Raw genomic sequence first — 15678 nt, forward strand, 5'->3', positions numbered from 1 at the left:
CGGGGGGATTTCGACCCGGGCGGGGCCGTTTTTTTCACCCCCCCTCATTTGGTCTCACCCACACCCGCCCCCGACCGCGCGGGGGGGCGGGGGGGGGGCCCCCCCGCCCCCCCCCCCGGGCCCCCCCCCCCGCGGCCCCTCCACTGTGGTCAGGGGCACGCACAAACAGCGACCCCAGCCTTGGACTTCCCCTAAACTTCTGCGCCGACGACAACCGCTGTCCCGTGGGGGAACTTTTTCGTGAACAGCACTATCGAGACATCAGAAGCCGGGCTCGGAGGCTTCGTCTGGGACATATTTTCCAACATCTTCGTCGCCCTGCTGCCCGACAGCATCGCGAACGAGGCGCAGATCATCTTCGCCGTCGGACTGGTCGCACTGGTCGTCTTCTTCAAGATCCGCGGCTACATCCACAAGAAGCGGCTGACCCGGGCACTGGCCACCGGTGACTACACCGGGGTCCGAGTCGGGAGCAACCCCTTCGCGGGCAGCATGCCGCCGGCGCCCACCGCTGACGCGCACGGCGGCAACCCGTTCCCGCAGGGCGGCCCCGAACAGGGGTATCCCACGCAGCCGGCCGCCGGCCAGGACCCGTACCGGGGGGCGAACCCCTTCGGCCAGCAGGGGACGGACCGCACACCGTAACCACCCGGACGCGCCGTGCCGACCGCCGTCGGTTCCCGGACTCCGCGTGATGCGATCGTCGCTACGGCGACGACGGGAAAAACGGCAGTGCGAGTGACACGTACACGACGGTTGCACGGCAAGGCGTGGCGCGGCTGCGCCCTGGCAGGAGCGGTGGCACTGACCGTGTTCGCCCTCCCGCCGGCCACGGCCGCGGAGGAGGCGACGCAGTGGGCGTCATGCGGCGGTGGTTTCGACTGCGCGACCGTGCAAGTCCCACTGGACTACCGGGACTCCGGCGGCCGCGCACTCGGCCTTTCCGTCGTCCGCAGACCCGCGGCCGACCCGGCGCACCGGATCGGCACACTGCTCCTCCACCCGGGCGGACCCGGCGGTTCCGGAGTGGACTTCGCCCGCGGCAACTACGCCGACCTGCCGCGGGAACTCCGCGACCGGTTCGACGTGGTCGGGTACGACGCGCGTGGCGTCGGCCGCAGTTCGAGGCTGGAGTGCTGGGACGACGCGCGCTACAGCAAGGCGGTCGCCCAGGCCAAGGGGCAGCCGGGTGCCGCGGCGTTCGGCCCGGCGCTGAAGGAGGCGGCGGAGTTCGACGAGGCGTGCGTACGCAACTCCGGTGACCTGCTGCCGTTCGTCGGGACCGGCTACGCGGCCCGCGACGTCGACGTCCTGCGCGAAGCCCTCGGTGAAGAGCGACTCACCTTCTACGGAAGGTCGTTCGGTACGTATGTAGGGACTGTCTACGCCGATCTGTTCCCCGGCCGGGTCCGGGCGATGGCACTGGACGGCGCGTACGACCCGCTCGGGTACGCGGACCGGCCCTACGACTACGACCGCGCGCAGTACCTCGCCCTCGACGGCGCGATGGGACGCTTCCTCGACTGGTCCGCGTTCAGCTACGGTGCGTCAGGTGGCCCCAGGGCCGCGTTCGACCGGCTGGTCCGCAGCCTCGACGCCGAACCGGTGGGCCAGGCCGACGGCTTCACCCTGGCCTACCGGCTGATGTTCAACCTCAACGAAGGCCGGGCGCTGTGGCCCGCCCTCGCCGACGCGCTGCGCCGGGCCGCACAACGCGACCCGGAGTCCTTCCTGCTCCGGCCGCCGTCCCCCGCCTCGTTCGACTTCCTGACCCCGAACGTGGTCGTCGAATGCGTCGACCGGGCTTTCCCGGAAGACGTACGGAAGCTGGAGGACCGGCTGACCGGCGCGGCGTACGCGGCCCCGCTCCTGGGCCCGGCGATGGCGTACGGACCGCCCACGTACGACCACAACCACGCCACCGCCTGCGCGCAGTGGCCCGCCGCGCGCACCAGCCGCCACACAGGGCCCTACACCGCGGCCGGATCCGCGCCGATCCTGGTCGTCGGCACGACCGGCGACCCGGACACCCCCTACCAGGACGCGGTCACGCTCGCCCGGACGCTGGACAACGCGGTGCTGCTGACCTTCCGGGGGGAGGGGCACACGGCCTTCGGGCGCAGCGCGTGCGCGCACACGGCCGTCACGGCGTACCTGACCGGGCTCACCGTCCCCCGCCCCGGCACGGTCTGCGCGGACGAACCCCCGGCCACGGGCACCACCAGGTCCACGGCGCGCTCCGGCGGCACCGTGGCCGGAGTGACCGACGGCGCGGAGCGGATCGGGGTGCCGGCCGGTTCCTGACGCGGTGTCCGGCCGGCCCGGGTCGACCGTAAGGACCGGCTGCCCGGGCCGTCCGCCCGCCGGGCCGCCAGGCCTTCAGGCGGAACCCTTTCTCCACAGGCCGGGTCCGACGCCGGTCAGGAAATAACACCGCATGGTCCGCCCTGTGGACAACGGACGGTGATCACCCGGTGATCCGCCGTATCGTCTGCTCCGTGCTCACCGCCATCACCGGGTTGTCCGGTCTCGTCACCCTGTGTGCGCTGCTCGGGTTCGCCGCCGGCGCGGCGGCGCCGTGGCCCGCCAGGCTCCTGACCGCGGGGGGGCCGCCACGCGCGCGCGACGTCCCCCGTACGACGTCCCCTTTCCGGGCGCTCCCGCTGGGGATGCTGACCGCTGTCGTGTTCGCGCTGCTTGCGTGGCGGATAGGTCCCGGACTCGACCTCATGGCGTTCCTCGTCCTGGCCGCCGCCGGGGTGGTCCTGGCCATCGTCGATCTGCACGCGCTGCGCCTGCCCGACGTGGTCACGCTCGTGTGCCTGCTCACCGGCCTGACCCTGCTCGGCATGGAGTCCCTGGCACTCGGCGACTTCGGACCCTACGTCCGCGGGCTGTACGGCGCGGCCACCCTCGGCGCCTACCACCTGTGCCTCGCCGTGCTCGGCCGCGGCGGCCTCGGCCCCGGCGACGTGAAACTCGCCGTGGTCCTCGGCCTCTACCTGGCCTGGCTCGGCTGGGCCGTGCTGGTCGTCGGGGCGTGCCTGTCCTTCGTGTTCGCCGGACTGGCCGCGGTCGTGCTCCTGGCGACCCGCCGGGCCCGGCGCGACACCGAACTCCCCTTCGGCCCGTGGATGCTGGCGGGCGCGTTCGGCGGGGTGCTGACCGGAGACCGGCTGGCCGCGGTGCTCAGCTGAAGCGACCGAGTGATAGCGGGGGAGCGCGGCCGGAGGTCGCGGTTTTCGCCGGGCGACGTGTTGGCGCCGTGTGGCTCCGGAGCGGAGCGACGGGGACAGGAGGACAACGCCGGCGCTTGGAGCCCGGTATCAGCGACCGAGTGATAGCGGGGGAGCGCGGCCGGAGGTCGCGGTTTTCGCCGGGCGACGTGTTGGCGCCGTGTGGCTCCGGAGCGGAGCGACGGGGACAGGAGGACAACGCCGGCGCTTGGAGCCCGGTATCAGATAACGGACTCGCGGCAGCAGCGTGCCGTACGACATGAAAGGATCGCCCCGGACTCCCGGACGCACTCCGTATGCCACGGTCCGGGCCGCACTGGAGGAAAACCCAATGGGCAACTTGCGCTGGCTGACCGCGGGCGAATCACACGGCCCCGCCCTCGTCGCGACCCTGGAGGGCCTGCCCGCCGGTGTTCCCGTGACGACCGACCTCGTCGCTGACGCGCTGGCCCGCCGCCGGCTCGGCTACGGGCGCGGCGCGCGGATGAAGTTCGAACGCGACGAGGTGACCTTCCTCGGCGGCGTCCGGCACGGCCTGACGATGGGCAGCCCCGTCGCGGTCATGGTGGGCAACACCGAGTGGCCCAAGTGGGAGATCGTCATGTCGGCCGACCCGGTCGACCAGGAGGTCCTGGACGGGCTCGGGCGCAACGCGCCGCTGACCCGGCCGCGCCCCGGGCACGCCGACCTGGCGGGCATGCAGAAGTACGGCTTCGACGAGGCCCGGCCGGTCCTGGAGCGTGCCAGCGCCCGGGAGACCGCCGCCCGCGTCGCGCTCGGCGCGGTGGCGTCCTCCTTCCTCAAGGAGGTCGCGGGCGTCGAGATCGTCAGCCACGTGGTCGAGTTCGGTGCGGCCAAGGCCCCGTCCGGCCTCATCCCCGTCTTCGCCGACACCGCGCGCTTGGACGCCGACCCGGTGCGCTGCCTCGACACCGCGGCCAGTGCCGCGATGGTCGCCGAGGTGGACGCCGCGCACGGGGCCGGGGACACTCTCGGCGGCGTGGTCGAGGTCCTGGCGTACGGCCTGCCGCCGGGCCTGGGCTCCTACACCCACTGGGACCGCCGCCTCGACGCCCGCCTGGCCGCCGCGCTGATGGGCATCCAGGCGATCAAGGGCGTCGAACTCGGCGACGGCTTCGAGCTGGCGCGGGTGCGCGGTTCGCAGGCGCACGACGAGATCGTGAACGGCCCCGACGGTATCCGCCGGACCTCAGGCCGCTCGGGCGGCACCGAGGGTGGCATGTCCACCGGTGAGGTGCTGCGGGTCCGTGCGGCGATGAAGCCCATCGCGACGGTGCCGCGCGCGCTCGCGACGGTCGATGTGCGTACGGGCGAGGTCGCGCAGGCGCACCACCAGCGCTCGGATGTCGCCGCGGTGCCGGCTGCGGGAATCGTCGCGGAGGCGATGGTCGCTCTGGTCCTCGCGGACGCTGTTACGGAGAAGTTCGGCGGCGACTCGGTGGAGGAGACGCGCCGCAATGTGCGCTCCTACACCGGGAACCTGCGCATCAAATAGCACGCTGTGACGGTCTTGGGGTTTCCGGGGCAAAAAGTGTCCCGCAAACCCCAGGACCGTTGCGGTCCGCCCGCTGAAACCAGGAGTGTTCCCATGCCCCGTGTTGTCCTCGTCGGTCCGCCCGGCGCGGGTAAGACCACCGTCGGTGAACTCCTCGCGGCACTGCACGGGGTCGGCTTCCTCGACACCGACGCGGCAGTCGAGGCGGCAGCCGGGAAGCGTGTCGCGGACATTTTCGTCGACGAAGGCGAAGAGCGTTTCCGTACGCTCGAACACGAAGCGGTGAAGGGGGCTCTGGCAGAACACGAAGGTGTCCTCGCACTCGGCGGCGGGGCCGTCCTGAACCCCGGCACCCGCGCGCTGCTCAAAGCGCACACCGTCGTGTTCCTCGATGTCGAACTGGCCGACGCGGTCCGCCGGGTCGGGCTCGACGCCCCGCGGCCGCTGCTCATCGGCAGCCCCCGTGCGCTGTGGCGGGAACTGATGGAGCACCGGCGTCCGCTGTACACGGAAGTGGCCACACTCACGGTGCGGACCGGCGGCCGTACCCCCGGGGAGGTCGCCGCGGCGGTCGACGCGGCACTGTAACCGACGCGGCGGACGGTCGACGGCGGATGAAGGCACCCAGACAGAGAAGGAAAGCATGAGCGAGGCAGCACCCATCCGGATCACAGTCGGCCCGGAAAAGGGCACGGTCGACGGGACGTCCCCGTACGACGTCGTCATCGGCACCGGCCTGCTCGGTGAGCTCGCCGGGATCCTGGGCCCGCAGGTCCGCAAGGTGGCCGTCATCCATCCCGAGGCGCTGACCGCGACCGCCGGGGCCGTCCGGGACGACCTCGCCGAGCAGGGCTTCGAAGCCATCGTCATCCAGGTGCCGAACGCGGAAGAGGCCAAGCTGGTCGAGGTCGCGGCGTACTGCTGGTCCGTCCTGGGACAGACCAACTTCACCCGCTCCGACGCGATCGTCGGCATCGGCGGCGGCGCGACCACCGACCTCGCCGGGTTCGTCGCGGCGACCTGGTTGCGGGGTGTGCGCTGGGTGTCCGTCCCCACCACTCTGCTCGGCATGGTCGACGCGGCCGTCGGCGGCAAGACCGGCATCAACACCGTCGAGGGCAAGAACCTCGTCGGCGCGTTCCACCCGCCGGCCGGCGTCCTGGCGGACCTGGGCACGCTGGAGACGCTGCCGCGCAACGACTACATCAGCGGCATGGCCGAGATCGTCAAGGCCGGGTTCATCGCCGACCCGGTCATCCTTGATCTGATCGAAGCTGATCCCGCGGGTGCCGCGCGGTTCGACGGGCCGCACACCACTGAGCTGATCGAGCGTTCGATCCGGGTCAAGGCCGAGGTGGTGTCCGGCGACCTCAAGGAGTCGGGCCGCCGGGAGATGCTCAACTACGGGCACACTCTCGGACACGCGATCGAGAAGAACGAGCGCTACAAGTGGCGGCACGGCGCCGCTGTCAGCATCGGCCTGGTCTACGCCGCCGAACTGGGCCGCCTCGCCGGACGCCTGGACGACGCCGCGGTGCAGCGGCACCGCGACATCCTCTCCTCGCTCGGCCTGCCGCTGGCCTACCAGGCCGACGCGTGGCCCAAGCTGCTCCAGAACATGCGCCTGGACAAGAAGTCGCGCGCCGACCTGCTGCGCTTCGTGGTCCTGGACGGCATCGGCAAGCCGGTGATCCTGGAGGCTCCGGACCCGTCCCTGCTGGTGGCGGCGTACGGCGAGGTGTCCAAGTGACCGGCGGGGCAAAGGGCGGAGCGCCTGTTGTGGCGACCAGGGTCCTGGTGCTGAACGGGCCCAACCTGGGACGGCTCGGCAGTCGCGAGCCGGACGTGTACGGCGCTACGTCGTACGAGGGCCTCGTGGCCGCGTGCGCCGCGGTGGGCGCCGAACTCGGGTTCGACGTCGAGGTACGGGAGACGAACGACGAAGGCGAGATCATCCGCTGGATGCACGAGGCCGCCGACGGGAAGATCCCCGTCGTCATGAACCCCGGCGCGTTCACGCACTACTCGTACGGACTGCGGGACGCGGTCGCGCAGCGCACCGCTCCGTTCATCGAGGTGCACATCTCCAACCCGTACGCGCGCGAGACGTTCCGGCACAACAGTGTCGTCGCGGCGGTGGCCAGCGGCACGATCGCGGGCTTCGGGATCGGGTCGTACCGGCTGGCGCTGCGGGCGCTGGCGCAGGAGCTGTAGCTTTTCCGAGGCCGCAGGACCACGGTGACCGGAATCCTGATCATTCCCCGTGGATGATCAGGATTCCAGTCACCGTGATCTTCAAGAGGCACGCTCTGAGCCTCCGCCGTAAGGTGAAAGCATGCCCGAGACCCATGTCGTACGACGCGACCGCCTGCGGGCCCGCACGGCTGCGGGCGGGGCCGGGACGTCGCTGATCACCGATCCGGTCAACGTCCGCTACCTGACCGGGTTCACCGGCACCGGAGCGCTCTTGGTGGCTGCTGACGGGCCGGTCCTGGCGACCGGCCGGAGCAGTCTGGACCAGGCCCGTGAACAGGCACCCGACCTGGAAGTCGTCGAGTCGCGGCAACCGGCCGTGACGCTCGTCGAGCGCGCCGCGAAAGCCGGGGCCGGAAGGCTGGCGGTCGAGGAGCAGGACCTGACGGTCGAGCTCTACCGCGCGCTGGAAGCGGTCGCCGGCGGGACCGGGCTCACCTCGCTGGGCCGAGCCGTCGAAGAGCTGCGCAAAGTCAAGGACGAGGAAGAGATCGCCAACCTGCGGATCGCCTGTGAGATCGGTGACCAGGCGCTGGGCGAGATGGTCGAATCAATCCTTGTCGGCCGTACGGAAAGACATATCGCGATGGAGCTGGAGCGGCGCATGGCCGACCACGGTGCCGAGCGGCCGTCGTTCCCCACCATCGTCGCCTCCGGGCCGCACACCGCGCTGCCAGGGCACCGCCCCGGCGACCGGCGGATCGAGGACGGCGACTTCCTCCAGATCGACTTCGGCGCGGTCTACCGCGGCTACCACGGCGACGCGACCAGGACGTTTGTCATAGGAGCCGAACCGGCGGGCTGGCAGATCGAGCTTTACGAGCTCGTCTTCGCCGCACAGAAGGCCGGCCGGCAGGCCTTGACGCCCGGGGTGGAGGCCGCCGCCGTGGACGCCGCGGCGCGCGCGGTGGTCGAGCGGGCCGGGTACGGCGACTTCTTCCCGCACGGCACCGGGCACGGCGTCGGACTTGCCGTCCGGGAGGACCCGTTCATCGGTCCCGCAGCGAGCGGTAAGCTGGACGCTTGCATGCCGGTCACCGTCGAACCCGGGGTCTACCTCCCAGGCCGCGGCGGCGTCCGGATCGAGGACACCCTCGTGGTGCGGCCTTCCACAGACGGCGGCCCCGAGCTCCTCACTATCACGACCAAAGAGTTGCTGGTCCTGTAATGGCGACCCGGCATTCCGTACGTCACACGACCTCACCGCAGGAGATTCCGCACTCGTGGCCTCGACCAACGATCTCAAGAACGGCCTGATCCTCAAGCTCGACAGTGGCCAGCTCTGGTCCGTCGTGGAGTTCCAGCACGTCAAGCCTGGCAAGGGCCCCGCCTTCGTCCGCACCAAGCTCAAGAGCGTGCTGTCCGGCAAGGTCGTGGACAAGACCTTCAACGCCGGCGTGAAGGTCGAGACGGCCAGCGTCGACCGCCGCGACATGCAGTTCTCGTACAAGGACGGCACCGACTACGTCTTCATGGACGCGGAGACGTTCGAGCAGATCAACATCGACCCGAAGACGGTCGGCGACGCGGTCAAGTACCTCCTCGAGGGCTTCACCGCGACCGTCGCGATGTACGAGGGCTCGCCGCTGTACGTCGAGATGCCGACCTCGGTCGAGCTCGTCATCCAGTACACCGAGCCGGGTGTCCAGGGCGACCGCTCCACCGGCGGCACCAAGCCGGCGACGCTGGAGACCGGCTACGACATCGGCGTGCCGCTCTTCATCACCACGGGCGAGAAGGTCAAGGTCGACACCCGCACCGGCGACTACCTGGGCCGCGTGAACAACTAGTGGCCGGTGCCCGGACGAAGACCCGCCAGCGGGCGCTGCAGATCCTCTTCGAAGCCGACCAGCGCGGCACCGAACCGGAGCTCGTGCTCGCCGACTGGGTGGCGCGGGTCCGCAAGGAGGACGACGCGCCGCAGGTCGCGGAGTACACCATGACGTTGATCGAAGGCGTGCAGAAGCACCACGTGCGCATCGACGACATCATCGCGACGTACGCCGTGGACTGGGAGCTCGACCGCATGCCGACGGTCGACCGCAACGTGCTGCGCCTGGGCGTGTACGAGCTGCTCTGGTCCGACGACGTGCCCGACGCGGTCGCTATCGACGAGGCGGTGGACCTCGTCAAGGAGTACTCCACCGACGAGTCGCCCGCGTTCGTCAACGGCATGCTCGCCAAGATCAAGGACCTCAAGCCGACGTTGCTGCGTCCGCAGGAGTAAGTCCGCGGAGCAGGCCTGGTAGTAGGCCGGTTCTGCCACGGAAGCCCCGCTGGAAGGTTCCAGCGGGGCTTCCGCGTATCCCTGTGTACCCTCGGGGCCGTGATCTCCCGACGAAGGCTGCGCGATACGGGCGACGAACCCGACTACCGGTTCACACTGGCGAACGAGCGCACGTTCCTGGCGTGGATACGGACCGCGCTGTCGCTCCTTGCCGGGGGAGTGGCGGTCGTCCAGTTGGTGCCGGACCTCGCGCCGCGGACGCAGCGGCTGGTACTGGGGCTGGCACTGGTCGCGCTGGCACTGGTGGTCGCCGGGACATCGTACGGGCGGTGGTACCGCACGGAGCGGGCGATGCGGCTGGGGCGGGCGCTGCCGGTGTCGTCGCTGCCGCTGGTGCTGTCCGGGGGACTCGTCGTGGTGGTTGTGGGTGTGGTTGTGCTCATGGTTGTGCACTGAGATGGACTGGTACTGGGGCGGGGCCGGGTGCACGTTGCCGCGGGGGTGGCCACGATGCGTGACCGTGCGGTTCAGCGGCCCTGATGCCTGACCGCACCAGCTGGGCAACCCGCCCCCGGGCGCCGACCGACCCCGGTCTCCAGCCGGAGCGCACCCGCCTGGCCTGGTCCCGTACAGCCATGGCTTTTGCGGCGAACGGCGGACTGCTGCTGCACGCCGGAGAGCGGACCGGCGGGTGGCCGTACCTCCTGCCTGGCGCGTTTGTGCTGGCCGGGGCGGGGGTGGTCTATGTGTGCGGCCTGGTGCGGCGCCGGGCTGTGGACCGTGCTGTACGGGAGGGCAGACCAGTGGCCGGGGGCGTGCACCTGGGGTTGGTGGCGGCGCTGACGGTCGGGGCGGTGCTGGCGGGGGGTGTAGTACTGGGCGCTGGGTGAGCGGTCGCGCCGGAAGCCCCGGCGATCATGCTGAAGGACACGTTTCGGCATGATCGCCGAGAAGGCGGCCCTCAGGCGTTCCACCACCACGCCTGGCTCATCCCCTCCGGCACCCCCTTGTGCATCGTGCGCAGCCCGGAGCGCAGCCCGGACTTGATGTCCCCGAGCCGCTCGGCCCCCACCGCCTCGCGCCACATGTCCTCGAACGCGGCCAGTTCGCCCCAGATGATCTTCGCGCAGTCCGTTCCGCGCGGAGTCAGCGTGATCAGCCGGGCCCGCCGGTCAGCGGGGTCGGGAGTGCGGTCGACGTAGCCGTGCCGGGCCAGGTGCGTGACCACCTCGCCCGCTGACTGCTTGGTCATGCCCAGGCGGCGGCCCAGTTCGGTGGCGGTGGTGCCCTTGTCGCCGATGAGGGTGAGGGCGAAGCCGTGGGTGGGACGTACGTCCGAGAATCCGGCGGCGGCCATCCTCGCGGTGAACGTGCTGCTGATCCCGCGCACCGCGCCGACCAGCAAAGTGGCCAGCTCAGCGCCCCGGGCGGTGTCCGTGTGGTCTGAATGCTCTTGCACCCGGTCAGAATACCTGTCTAGTTTTAGTCAGGGGACCTGACTGGCTTTTTTCCGCAGGGGAGATTGCGGATGACAGCGGGGCCGTGGTGGCCGCAGGTGGCAGTAGGTGGCAGTAGGTGGCCGTGGGGGACCACGGGGGTTCAAAGGGATTCAAGAGGAACCAAGAGCGGCCAACGGAAAACAATGCGCACGGACGACAGCGGGGCGGCCGGGATACCCCCGACCGCCCCACCGTCTGCTGTCCCGCGTGTGCTCCGGCCCGTCCGACCGGTGCCAGTTGTCCAACCTGCCAGCCGTCCGGCCCGTGCCGACCGCTCCACTGGCGTCAGGCCTACACGTGCACCGCGACCGCGCCTTCGCGCACCTCTCCGGGCTTGACGAAGTACGCGAGGACCATCATGCAGAGCATCGCGCCCGCGCTGATCGTGAAGGCCGTGTGCATACCGTCCAGGAACGTCGCGTCCGAAGCCTTGACAATCACCTGCGCACCCGCAGCCTGATCGACGCCAACCCGGTGCTCCTGGCGGCGTCGCCGCGCGGGGCGCTGGAGTCGGAGCGCCGTCTGGTCGTCGAGACCGCCGGGCGGCAGGGTGTCGACCCGGCCGTCGACCCGCGGCCGGCCCTCGGCGTGCATCTTTTCCACGCGGTGCTGCGCTCGACCGCTCGACCGCTCGACCGCTGGGCCGCTGGGCCGAACGCCCTGACGCCGGATCAGATCTTTTCGTGGAGCTGATGGACGAGTCCTGGGTCCGGCTTTCGACCCTGGGCGCGGAAGGGTGGCTGGGTGACCACTGAAGATCTGGATCTTCCGCGCCGCCTGGGTGATGATCCGTCAGAACCGGTGTCCCGACCGGCTGTTGTCGGTGGGGGCGGGTGGAGTGGTGGCGACTGAGAGTGCAGGAGGCGATACATGGTTACACGTGACAGTAGCGAGGGCGCACCGGCAACCGCCAAGGTGGAGGCGGCAGGACCGCGACCGCACCGGGCGGACGGGGACGGAGACGGGGTGGGGCGCGCGATGACCGGCACAGGCAGGGCGGGGCAGCCGACGCAGGACGGTGCCGGGGACCCGGCGCGGGACGACCGGGTGGTGAGCGGCGACGGAGTCACGCCCGCGTTCTCGGAACCGTCCGCCGACGCGCCGCAGGACGCGCCGGCGGAGGAGCCGTGGGCCGGCCGAATAGGGAGAGGGGCGACAGCGCAGCCACCGGAAGGTGCGGCGTCGGAGGCGGCCGCGTCGGAGGCGGCCGCAGCGGAGTCGGTGGCGTCGGAGGACGAGCCCAGAACCGGTCCCAACCTGACCCGGCGCCGCCTCGACAAGCCACCCACCAGCGCAGACGTCGCCAGGGCCGCGGGCGTCTCCCGTTCCACCGTCAGCTACGTCCTCAACTCCTCCCCGGGCGCGCGGGTCAGCCAGACCACCCGCAACCGGGTCCTCGCCGCGGTGAAGCAACTGGGCTACGCGCCCAGTGCTCCGGCCCGCTCCCTGCGCTCCGGGCACAGCGACGTCGTCCTGTTCCCGCTGCCGCTGCAGCCCATGGGGCAGCTCCTCGAAGCGTTCATCGACGAACTCACCGAATCGCTGGCCAGGCAGGACCTCAACCTGCTCATCCACGGCGACCGCGGCTCGCGCGGCCCGGACGCCGCCCGGGTCTGGGCCGCGCTGAGACCGCGCGGGATCATGGTCGAGGCCGAACGCCTGGACGGCGGCGCACTGGAAGTGCTGCGCAACGCCGGAGTCGGCGCGATCTTCGCATGGGGCGGCAAAGCGCATCCCGGCGTACCCACGGCAATCTTCGACAACAAGGACACGGGCGCGCTCGCGCTGCGCCACCTCGTGTCCCGCGGGCACCGCAGGGTGGCCTGCCTGGTCCCGTCGGGGCCGCTCGCGTCGATCTGCGAGGACCGCTACACCGGCGCGGCCGAACAGTCCGCGGCCTCCGGGGTGCAACTCCTCCGGTTCGACGTCGCCGCCGACCACGAGTCGCTCCTGCGGGCCATCTACGACTGGGAGCGGATGCCCGAACCGCCCACGGCGGTGTTCGCCGGCAGCGACGACCTCGCGCTGATGCTGATCTCCGCGCTGCGCGAGTGCGGCCGTACGGTACCCGACGACATCGCGGTGATGGGTGCCGGAAACCTGCCGTTGTGCGAAATGGTGTGGCCCCGGCTGACCACCGTGGCGATGCACACCCGCTCGATGGGGTCGGGCGCGGCGGACGCGCTCAGCGCCCTGATGGCCGGGCACGACCTGGGCAGTTACGAGAACATGGTGGTCAAGCCGCGGACCGTGGTCCGCGAGTCCGCTTGAGGAACCTTTAGCGTACGGAGGCCCCCCGGGCCCGTCCCGGCGACCCTCCACATACGGAGGCCCCCCGGGAACTCCGGCTACCCGGGGGGTGCCAGTCTGGCCGCCGCGCGCCGCGCGGCGGCCAGCGCCACGTCCGGGGTCGTCCCGCCCAGGCCCAGCACGGCCCGGGTGCTGAGCCCGTCGAGCAGCGCGCGCAGGTCCGAGGCGTCGACCGCCGGGTCGTCCGACACGAACACGCCCTGGGACCGCCCGGCGGTGATGATCCGCACCAGGTCGGCCTGCCAGCTCTCGTCGATCTCCTCCTGGGCGCTGCGCAGTTCGTCGTTCCCCGCGGTGCGCGCCCACAGCTCTATCCACAGCATCCAGCGCGGATCGCGCGGACCACGCGGCAGGTAGAGGCCGAGGAACAGGTCGAGCTTCCGCGGCGGCCTGACGCGCCGGGCCAGCAGCGCCGCGCGCTCCTCCGCGATCTGGTCCTCGCTCCACCGCAGTGCGGCGAGCAGCAGATGGTCCTTGCTGCCGAAGTAATACAGGATGTGGCCGCCGCTGGTGCCCAGGCGTTGGGCGAGGCCCGCCATCGTCAGCTCGGCGAGACCGCCCTCGGCGATCGACGCGACGGCTTCCTCCAGCATCCGCTCGCGGGCCAGCCGACCGTCCTTGCGCAGTGTGGACACCCGTACCCCGCCTTTCTTGACGTATCGCGTGCAGACGCTACCGGGTCCGGCCTCAACTTTGAACGTCAATCAAATACAAGGCGAGTCTCAGACACGCCCTTGACCGGGGTGGGACCGTCAAAGACTTTGAATAGTATTCAAAGCTTTTGACCGTAATTCGAAGTCCTAGCCCCGAGGGGGAGGTTGGCTGACCCCGCCGACCGTCGAAGCCCCCACCGGTTCCGCATCCCGTGGGCCTCCGCTGGCCGGCGGCGAGATCGCACACCGGGTGTAAGGAGGTCCAAAAGCAGGGGCCGGAAGGGTGATCAACCCTTCCGGCCCCTGCTGTGTGCTTCAGCTGCCCTGCTTACGCCTCGTCGGAGTCCACCGCGCGGCGTGCGTCGGCGTCCAGGACGCCCCAGCCGATCAGCTGCTCGGTCAGGACCGAGGGTGACTGGTCGTAGATCACGGCGAGGGTGCGCAGGTCGTCCTGGCGGATCGACAGCACCTTGCCGTTGTAGTCGCCGCGCTGCGACTGGATTGTGGCCGCGTACCGCTGCAGCGGGCCGGCCTGCTCGGCCGGAACCGAGCTCAGGCGCTCGAGGTCGAGCACCAGGCGCGGCGGCGGCTCCGCGGCACCGCCGGGCGTGCTGCCCGGCAGGAGCTCCTGGACGGGGACGCCGTAGAAGTCGGCGAGCTCGGCGAGGCGCTGCACCGTGACGGCGCGGTCGCCGCGCTCGTACGAGCCGACCACGACCGCCTTCCAGCGGCCCTGGGACTTCTCCTCCACCCCGTGCAGGGACAGGCCCTGCTGTGTCCGGATGGCGCGGAGCTTGGCCCCGAGCTGCTTGGCGTAGTCGCTGGACATCTGTCTCCCAACGAAGGTGACTGACTGTGAGAACCCATCGGACGGTGCCCCGAGTGACCGGACCCGTTGGGTGGGTTACGCCACCGGTCGCGCGGGACTCCGGCATCGGTGCCGGACCCGCTGTCGACCGGGCGGACGCAGTACGCCCCGGCGGTAACTGATAGTGAGGTTACGCAGAGTAATTTGGGTCCGTCAAGCCGAACAGGTCAGCGACTTACCCCACAATTTCCACCGGAAGCCACATATTCAGCTCTCGAAGACGCAATTTTCGGTCAGATTCGTAACATTGATCACCGGTTCGCGACTGTTTTCGTCGGCGGACGCCGCCCGGATTTCCCGTCCGCCCGTGTGGATCCGGACAGGCCCGGCAGTGGGATCCCGAAAGTCCCGGCAGTGGGATCCTGAAAGTCCCGGCAGTGCGGATCCGGACAGTACGGAGACGCCCCGTACGGACCGGTGGCCCGCCGAGCCCGGCCGCAGGCCCGCCGCGGTCGGCTGATATGGTCGGAACCATACCCAGGCGTCCTTTTAAGCCCGTCCAGTGAGGCGGGGAAGGGAGTCCGCGTCACTATGACGTCACCCATGACCGGAGAGCTGGACCCGTCCACCTCCAGGCCCGTCCTCGACGAGGCCGACATCAACCGGGCACTCACCCGGATCGCCCACGAGATCGTCGAACGCACCAAGGGTGCCGGCGACGTGGTCCTGCTCGGCATCCCCACCCGCGGTGTAGCACTCGCCCGCCGGCTCGCCGAACGCCTCACCCAGATCGAGGGCACCAAGGTCCCCGTCGGCTCACTCGACATCACGATGTACCGCGACGACCTGCGCCTCAAGCCCGCCCGCGCACTGGAGCGCACCGAGATCCCGGCCGGGGGCATCGACGACGCCCTGGTCATCCTGGTCGACGACGTCCTGTTCTCCGGGCGCACGATCCGCGCCGCGCTCGACGCGGTCAACGACATAGGGCGTCCCCGCGCGGTCCAACTGGCCGTGCTGGTCGACCGCGGCCACCGCGAGCTGCCCATCCGCGCCGACTACGTCGGTAAGAACCTGCCCACGTCAAAGGCCGAGACCGTCAAGGTCCAACTGGCCGAATACGACGGTCGCGACGCGGTCAACCTGGGCGTCCGTACGGCCGGATCGGAGAACTGA

Annotated in this window: 18 protein-coding genes; 14 read left to right on the forward strand and 4 right to left on the reverse strand. The window is 70.6% G+C overall.

Annotation, left to right across the window (positions count from 1 at the left end; all coding sequences use genetic code 11):
• Positions 1–240: 240 nt before the first annotated feature.
• The 12 genes from AC0Z36_RS19930 to AC0Z36_RS19985 all read left to right on the forward strand — a co-directional run bounded on the left by AC0Z36_RS19930 (position 241) and on the right by AC0Z36_RS19985 (position 10122).
• Positions 241–645, forward strand: coding sequence for a hypothetical protein (locus AC0Z36_RS19930; RefSeq protein ID WP_485464316.1), 405 nt, complete (start codon positions 241–243; stop codon positions 643–645).
• Positions 646–738: 93 nt separating this feature from the next.
• On the forward strand, positions 739–2304 hold the full coding sequence (locus AC0Z36_RS19935) for an alpha/beta hydrolase (protein ID WP_485464317.1): 1566 nt from the start codon (positions 739–741) through the stop codon (positions 2302–2304).
• 194 nt (positions 2305–2498) lie between these two features.
• Positions 2499–3197: a prepilin peptidase gene (locus AC0Z36_RS19940; protein ID WP_485464318.1), complete on the forward strand. Its 699-nt coding sequence runs from the start codon at positions 2499–2501 to the stop codon at positions 3195–3197.
• A gap of 370 nt (positions 3198–3567) precedes the next feature.
• Positions 3568–4752: a chorismate synthase gene (gene aroC / locus AC0Z36_RS19945; protein ID WP_485464319.1), complete on the forward strand. Its 1185-nt coding sequence runs from the start codon at positions 3568–3570 to the stop codon at positions 4750–4752.
• 93 nt (positions 4753–4845) lie between these two features.
• Complete coding sequence (locus AC0Z36_RS19950) at positions 4846–5340, forward strand: shikimate kinase (RefSeq protein WP_485464320.1); 495 nt, start codon at positions 4846–4848, stop codon at positions 5338–5340.
• 55 nt (positions 5341–5395) lie between these two features.
• A complete protein-coding gene (gene aroB, locus AC0Z36_RS19955) occupies positions 5396–6502 on the forward strand; it encodes a 3-dehydroquinate synthase (protein ID WP_485464321.1) in 1107 nt (368 codons plus the stop codon).
• Positions 6503–6531: 29 nt separating this feature from the next.
• Entirely contained in the window at positions 6532–6966 is a 435-nt protein-coding gene (aroQ, locus tag AC0Z36_RS19960) for a type II 3-dehydroquinate dehydratase (RefSeq protein ID WP_485464367.1), read from the forward strand.
• 121 nt (positions 6967–7087) lie between these two features.
• A complete protein-coding gene (locus AC0Z36_RS19965; protein WP_485464322.1) occupies positions 7088–8173 on the forward strand; it encodes a M24 family metallopeptidase in 1086 nt (361 codons plus the stop codon).
• A 55-nt stretch (positions 8174–8228) separates the two neighbouring features.
• Positions 8229–8795 (forward strand): elongation factor P, encoded by a 567-nt coding sequence (efp, locus tag AC0Z36_RS19970; protein WP_485464323.1) that lies wholly within the window; start codon positions 8229–8231, stop codon positions 8793–8795.
• Complete coding sequence (gene nusB / locus AC0Z36_RS19975; RefSeq protein ID WP_485464324.1) at positions 8795–9232, forward strand: transcription antitermination factor NusB; 438 nt, start codon at positions 8795–8797, stop codon at positions 9230–9232. Before efp ends, nusB begins: the two co-directional genes overlap by 1 nt.
• A gap of 99 nt (positions 9233–9331) precedes the next feature.
• The gene (locus AC0Z36_RS19980; RefSeq protein WP_485464325.1) at positions 9332–9688 is read left to right on the forward strand and encodes a YidH family protein; all 357 of its coding nucleotides are present in this window, start codon (positions 9332–9334) and stop codon (positions 9686–9688) included.
• 83 nt (positions 9689–9771) lie between these two features.
• A complete protein-coding gene (locus AC0Z36_RS19985) occupies positions 9772–10122 on the forward strand; it encodes a DUF202 domain-containing protein (RefSeq protein WP_485464326.1) in 351 nt (116 codons plus the stop codon).
• A 71-nt stretch (positions 10123–10193) separates the two neighbouring features.
• On the opposite strand, the gene AC0Z36_RS19990 is transcribed toward AC0Z36_RS19985, so the two are convergent.
• A complete protein-coding gene (locus AC0Z36_RS19990; protein ID WP_485464327.1) occupies positions 10194–10691 on the reverse strand; it encodes a MarR family winged helix-turn-helix transcriptional regulator in 498 nt (165 codons plus the stop codon).
• A 331-nt stretch (positions 10692–11022) separates the two neighbouring features.
• A complete protein-coding gene (locus AC0Z36_RS19995; RefSeq protein ID WP_485464328.1) occupies positions 11023–11334 on the reverse strand; it encodes a hypothetical protein in 312 nt (103 codons plus the stop codon).
• A 267-nt stretch (positions 11335–11601) separates the two neighbouring features.
• Here AC0Z36_RS19995 and AC0Z36_RS20000 point away from each other — a divergent pair, with 267 nt between their 5' ends.
• Positions 11602–13002, forward strand: a complete 1401-nt coding sequence (locus AC0Z36_RS20000) for a LacI family DNA-binding transcriptional regulator (protein ID WP_485464329.1) — start codon at positions 11602–11604, stop codon at positions 13000–13002.
• Positions 13003–13079: 77 nt separating this feature from the next.
• On the opposite strand, the gene AC0Z36_RS20005 is transcribed toward AC0Z36_RS20000, so the two are convergent.
• Together AC0Z36_RS20005 and bldD are read right to left on the reverse strand one after the other, a co-directional pair.
• Positions 13080–13634, reverse strand: coding sequence for a TetR/AcrR family transcriptional regulator (locus AC0Z36_RS20005; RefSeq protein ID WP_485464368.1), 555 nt, complete (start codon positions 13632–13634; stop codon positions 13080–13082).
• 388 nt (positions 13635–14022) lie between these two features.
• Positions 14023–14523 (reverse strand): transcriptional regulator BldD, encoded by a 501-nt coding sequence (bldD, locus tag AC0Z36_RS20010; protein WP_485464330.1) that lies wholly within the window; start codon positions 14521–14523, stop codon positions 14023–14025.
• 570 nt (positions 14524–15093) lie between these two features.
• Here bldD and pyrR point away from each other — a divergent pair.
• On the forward strand, positions 15094–15678 hold the full coding sequence (gene pyrR, locus AC0Z36_RS20015; RefSeq protein ID WP_485464331.1) for a bifunctional pyr operon transcriptional regulator/uracil phosphoribosyltransferase PyrR: 585 nt from the start codon (positions 15094–15096) through the stop codon (positions 15676–15678).

The sequence above is a fragment of the Kitasatospora sp. UYEF31 genome, from assembly GCF_057291755.1.

Excerpts from the sequence above, each read along its gene's own strand:
- AC0Z36_RS19965 (WP_485464322.1), top strand. The coding sequence starts at position 7,088 with ATGCCCGAGACCCATGTCGTACGACGCGACCGCCTGCGGGCCCGCACG.
- bldD (WP_485464330.1), bottom strand. The coding sequence starts at position 14,523 with ATGTCCAGCGACTACGCCAAGCAGCTCGGGGCCAAGCTCCGCGCCATC.
- pyrR (WP_485464331.1), top strand. The coding sequence starts at position 15,094 with ATGACGTCACCCATGACCGGAGAGCTGGACCCGTCCACCTCCAGGCCC.
- AC0Z36_RS19950 (WP_485464320.1), top strand. The coding sequence starts at position 4,846 with ATGCCCCGTGTTGTCCTCGTCGGTCCGCCCGGCGCGGGTAAGACCACC.
- aroC (WP_485464319.1), top strand. The coding sequence starts at position 3,568 with ATGGGCAACTTGCGCTGGCTGACCGCGGGCGAATCACACGGCCCCGCC.
- AC0Z36_RS19985 (WP_485464326.1), top strand. The coding sequence starts at position 9,772 with ATGCCTGACCGCACCAGCTGGGCAACCCGCCCCCGGGCGCCGACCGAC.
- aroB (WP_485464321.1), top strand. The coding sequence starts at position 5,396 with ATGAGCGAGGCAGCACCCATCCGGATCACAGTCGGCCCGGAAAAGGGC.
- AC0Z36_RS20000 (WP_485464329.1), top strand. The coding sequence starts at position 11,602 with ATGGTTACACGTGACAGTAGCGAGGGCGCACCGGCAACCGCCAAGGTG.
- AC0Z36_RS20005 (WP_485464368.1), bottom strand. The coding sequence starts at position 13,634 with ATGCTGGAGGAAGCCGTCGCGTCGATCGCCGAGGGCGGTCTCGCCGAG.